Consider the following 4,466-nt stretch of genomic DNA (forward strand, 5'->3'; position numbering starts at 1 on the left):
CGGACGGTGATCAGGATGGTTCGACGGAGTCGGGCGGGGGGGCCCCCCGCCCGGCCCCGCGCCCGCGGCGCGCTCGGCGCGCAGGCGACGCCGGTGCACCGGCTGGCCCTGTCGTCGCGGGCCCACCTGCTGGCCACCGCGGGCATGGACTCGTCGGTGGGCCTGTGGGACATCACCGACCCGGACGCGCCGGTCTCGCTGTACCTGCTGATCGGCCGCACCGGCCCGGTGACGGGCATCGCCCTGCGCCCGGACGGCCGGCTGCTCGCGGTCGCCGGCGTCGGGGGCGCCGTGGGGCTCTGGGATCTGGCCGACCCGCGTCATCCGGTCCTGGCAGGCTCCGTCACAGGGCATTCCGGCGCGGTGAACACGATCGCTTTCAGCCCGGACGGCCGCGTGCTGGCCTCCGGCGGGGACGACGGGATCCTGCAGGTGTCCGACGTCGCCGACCCCGCGCATCCCCGCGTCCCGCGCCGCCTGACCGGCCATGACCAGCCGGTCGCGGCCGTCGCGTTCACCACCGCGAACCAGCTGGTGAGCGCGGATCTCGCCGGTACCGTCGCCTACTGGAACCTCGCCCTGGCCACGCCGACGTTCACCGCACTGGGCACGCTCGACGCGCCGGTGCGGGCCCTGAGCACCACCGCCGCCGGCGCCGTCGCGGCGGCTACGGACAAGGGGACGGTCCTGCTCGGCTCGCTCGACCCGGCGAGGCTGCGCGCCCTGGCGTGCGCGTCGCCGCAGGCGCGGCCGAGCCGGGAGGAATGGAGCCAGTTCGCTCCGGGCGTCCCGTTCACCGACGCGTGCGCCGGCTGAGCGTGCGCCAGCGGTGGAGGCCGTTCCGTGTGCTCCTCGGCCTGACCGGGCCGGGCTCGCTCAACCGCCCGGCGTCGCCGGAGGCGTCCCCGCGGACGTGATCCCAAGCAGGGCTCGGACCGACGCGTCCAGGGCACGCAGGAGCCCGTGAGCCTCGGCGGAGTCCGGTGGGAGATGGAGCAGGCGGGCCGCGAAGCCGTCGCTCAACGCGACCAGGCCGGCGGCCAGGTCGGCGGCATCACGGTCGGCGTCGAGGAGACCGTCCCGCTGCGCCCGGCGCAGCAGCTCCGCCGTCGCGTCCTGAATCGTGCGGTAACCCTCGGCGAGGAGCTTGCCCCAGTCGGGACGGCCGGCCGCGCGGGCACTGAAGGCGATGATCATAATCACTTCCTCGCGCCGTTGCTCATCGAGCGGCAGGGCCTGGCGCAGGTGCGCGTCAAGGCCGGCGTCGTCGGCGAGGGACGCGTAGCGGGACGCCAGCCGTTCCTCGGTGAGTTCCAGCGCCCGGAGAATCATGTCTTCCTTACTGGGGAACAGTTTCTGCACCGCCCCCGGGGAGATGCCGCACTCCACCGCGACCGAGCGCACGCTCACGGCCTCCAACCCATCCCGCGCCGCGAGCCGCAGCAGCCCGCCCGCGACGGCGCGGCGACGCGCCTCGCGGTCCACGACCTTCGGCATACGAACCCCCGTCCCTGGCATCCAGCGCGTCAGCGCCGACGTCAGGATACGATCGTATCCTGACGTCGTCCGAGGGGGGACCCGTGTCGACTTCCGCTCCTCCATCAGTCTCGGCCAGGTCCGAGCGCAACGGGCTCGCCGCCGCGCTCGCGCGCGGTCCGGTGGAGGTTCTCGACTTCCTCATGCCCCTGTGGGCCGGTGAGGCGCTGGGTCTCTCGCCCGCCGCCATCGGCGCGCTGGCCGCCGTCGAGACGCTGGTGTCCCTGCTCACCCGGCCCGCCGCCGGCATCCTGGCGGACCGGCTGGACCGGGGCCGGCTCGCGGCCGCCGGCGCCGGGGTCTACGCCGTGGCCTTCGCCGGGTACGCGCTTGCGGACGGCCTTGGGGTGGCGATGGTGGCCGCCGTTACCGGCGGTGTCGGCGGCGCCGTGTTCTGGATCGCCCTGCGGGCCCGGGTCGCCGAGGAGATGAGCGCCGACACCAGCGCCTTCGCGCGGCTGTTCGCGGCCGAGGGGACGGGTACCTGGGTCGCCTTCGTCGCGGCGCTCACCCTCCTTCCCCGGGTCGACTACCGCGGGGTGTTCTGGCTCGGCGCGGCGGCCTGCGCCGCGGCGGGGATCACCCTGCTCCACCGGGAGCCCGCCGATGTCACCCGCGAGGCCGCCCGCACCCCGCGGCTGCGCTCCCTCGGCCGCCGGCTGTGGCCCCTGCTGGGCGTGGTCGCGCTCACCGCGTTGGCCGAGTCCGGGGTGGCGCTCCTGCTGCTGCTGGACCTGCAACGCAGGCACGGGCTGGAACCCGTGACGATCGCGCTGGTCTTCCTGCCCGGTTTCGTCGTCTTCAGCATCGCGCCGGAGTTCCTGCACACCCTCGTGATAAGGCTCGGCCGCGGCCCGGTGATGGTCGCCGCGCTGGTCGCGAGCGCGATGTTCACCCTCGTCCTGACCCCGGCGCCCGGGCCGTGGGTGCTCGCCGCCGCCTGGGTGCTCGCCGCCGCCGCGTTCGCCGCCGCGGTACCCATCGAGCAGGCGGTCGTCACCGAGGCCGCCGGGGTGAGCCTCGGCCAGGGCATGGCCGTCTACGAGAGCGCGAACCTGCTCGGGATGACCATCGGCACGCTCGGCGTCGGCCTGCTCTACGGGGCGGCCGGCGGCCGGGAGGTGGCCTGTGTCCTCGCCACCCTGCTTCTGCTCACCGCCGCCGTACTGGTCCGGCCGGCACTGCGCCGCATCGGCGTTCTCACCGGCGTCGGCGTCGGCGTCGGCGTCGGCGCTCACGGGCGGGGCGAAGATGACCCACCGGCCATTGCCGACGCCGCGTCCGACGCTGGGCCCGGCCGCGCGGTGCAGGGGGACGGACATCGGCCGGAGTCCCTGTTGTCGTCAGCCCGCGGCTGGTGGGTGCACGCGGCGGTGTACGTGGTCGCGCAGTGCGTCCTGGCGGACAGCGGAAGTAGCTGGCCGGTCGAAGCGATGTTCGACGGTCCGCACGACAGCCGGTGGTACTGGAACTTCAGTGGAGAGCGGCTGCTCAACGCCGATCGGATCTGGACCGCCGTGTTCGTGCTCGACACGTTCTGGACGTTGGGACGCGTGGCGGTCAACCGGCTACGGCGCTGAGCATCGCTCAGAGCTGCTCCGGCTCGGCGAACCGCGGCGCGACCAGCACCGTGTCCTGGAGCCCGACGCTCAGCATCACCCTGCCGACGAACATCGTCGTCGGCACCTACCGGTGCACCCTCACGTTCTCGGTCGCCTGAGCCCGACCGGTCCGCCGCCCGCTCAGGCGGGGACCGGCCCGACTCCCGTCGTCAGTCTCCGCAGGCGCTCGACGTTGTCGCCCACCGTGTCATCGGTGCGCGGGACGTAGTGCGCGTCAAAGGCGATTTTGCGGCCGTTCTCCAGGAAGTAACGCAGGAAGGCGACGGTGGCCGGCTGGCGCAGCGCGTCGGTGCGCGCGTAGACGAACAGCGGCTTGCACAGCGGCAGGTAGAGGCCGGTCCCGACGGCCACCGCCGTCGGCGCCACGCACCCGTCACCGTTGTTGATCTCGACTCCGCGCAGCCGCTGGCCGAACGTCTCGTAGGTGGGGTAGTCCAGGAATCCGATGGACTGCCGGTCGCCGGCCACGTCGTTGGCGACACCGCTGAGATCGGTCTGCTGGTAGGCGCGGGACCGGTCGCTGGCATCGCTGATGGTCGCGTTGAACACCTGCGCCTGCACCGTGGTGCGGGCCGGGCCGACGAAGTTGATCGGCTCGTCGGGGAAGGACCTGTCGATCTGGTTCCACCGGGTGACGGTGGAGTCGGCGCCCCAGATCTGCTTGACCTGCTTGAGGTTCAGGCAGCGCAGCCAGGTGTTCTGCGGGTTCACCACGATCGGCAGCGTGTGGTGGGCGACCTCGAATCCCACCAGCTTCTTCTGGCAGGACGGGTCCTTCAGCGACCCGGGATTCGGTTCGAAGGAGGCGTCGGCGATGTCCGCCTTACCGCTGCACAGCGCGTCGAAGCCGTCCTCGGTGCTGGTGGACTCGACGTTCACGGTGACGTTGCGCTGGGTCTGGCGAAACTCGTTGTAGGCCGTCTCGGTAATCGGCGCGACCTCGGACGATCCGGCGACGCGGACGAGGTTCGGCGCCGCGGCCGGCTCGGGCGGCGCGGTCGTCGGCGGAATCGGGTCCGAGGTCGGGAACGCCGACGTCGCCGCCGGCGCCACCGAGGCGGTGTCGGAGCCGGAGTCACGGCCGGTGAGAAGCACGCCCGCGGTCGTTCCCGTCGCGACGAACAGGACGGCGATGATCGCGGCCGCGATCATCGCGCGGCGCGACGCGAAGATCCCGCCGCGATCAGGCTCGTTCTCCCGGTGGCCGCCGGCCGCCGACGACGGACCGCCGCCGATCGGCGGCTGGGCAACACCGAGCGCGGTCAGCGCCCCGCTGCCACCGGCACCGGCCGGTGCGCCACCACCGGC

At 73.3% G+C, this 4,466-nt stretch carries 4 protein-coding genes; 2 read left to right on the forward strand and 2 right to left on the reverse strand.

Features of this window, described 5'->3' with window-relative positions; all coding sequences use genetic code 11:
* On the forward strand, positions 1 to 816 hold an 816-nt coding region (locus MXD58_RS20780), incomplete at its 5' end, for a WD40 repeat domain-containing protein (RefSeq protein ID WP_374616422.1).
* A 60-nt stretch (positions 817 to 876) separates the two neighbouring features.
* Here MXD58_RS20780 and MXD58_RS20785 read toward each other — a convergent pair.
* On the reverse strand, positions 877 to 1,497 hold the full coding sequence (locus MXD58_RS20785) for a TetR/AcrR family transcriptional regulator (RefSeq protein ID WP_248839071.1): 621 nt from the start codon (positions 1,495 to 1,497) through the stop codon (positions 877 to 879).
* 83 nt (positions 1,498 to 1,580) lie between these two features.
* Here MXD58_RS20785 and MXD58_RS20790 point away from each other — a divergent pair, with 83 nt between their 5' ends.
* Complete coding sequence (locus MXD58_RS20790) at positions 1,581 to 3,116, forward strand: MFS transporter (RefSeq protein ID WP_248839072.1); 1,536 nt, start codon at positions 1,581 to 1,583, stop codon at positions 3,114 to 3,116.
* A gap of 162 nt (positions 3,117 to 3,278) precedes the next feature.
* On the opposite strand, the gene MXD58_RS20795 is transcribed toward MXD58_RS20790, so the two are convergent.
* On the reverse strand, positions 3,279 to 4,466 hold a 1,188-nt coding region (locus MXD58_RS20795), incomplete at its 5' end, for a substrate-binding domain-containing protein (RefSeq protein WP_250609766.1).

Source organism: Frankia sp. AgKG'84/4 (assembly GCF_023242965.2).
GTDB lineage: Bacteria > Actinomycetota > Actinomycetes > Frankiales > Frankiaceae > Frankia.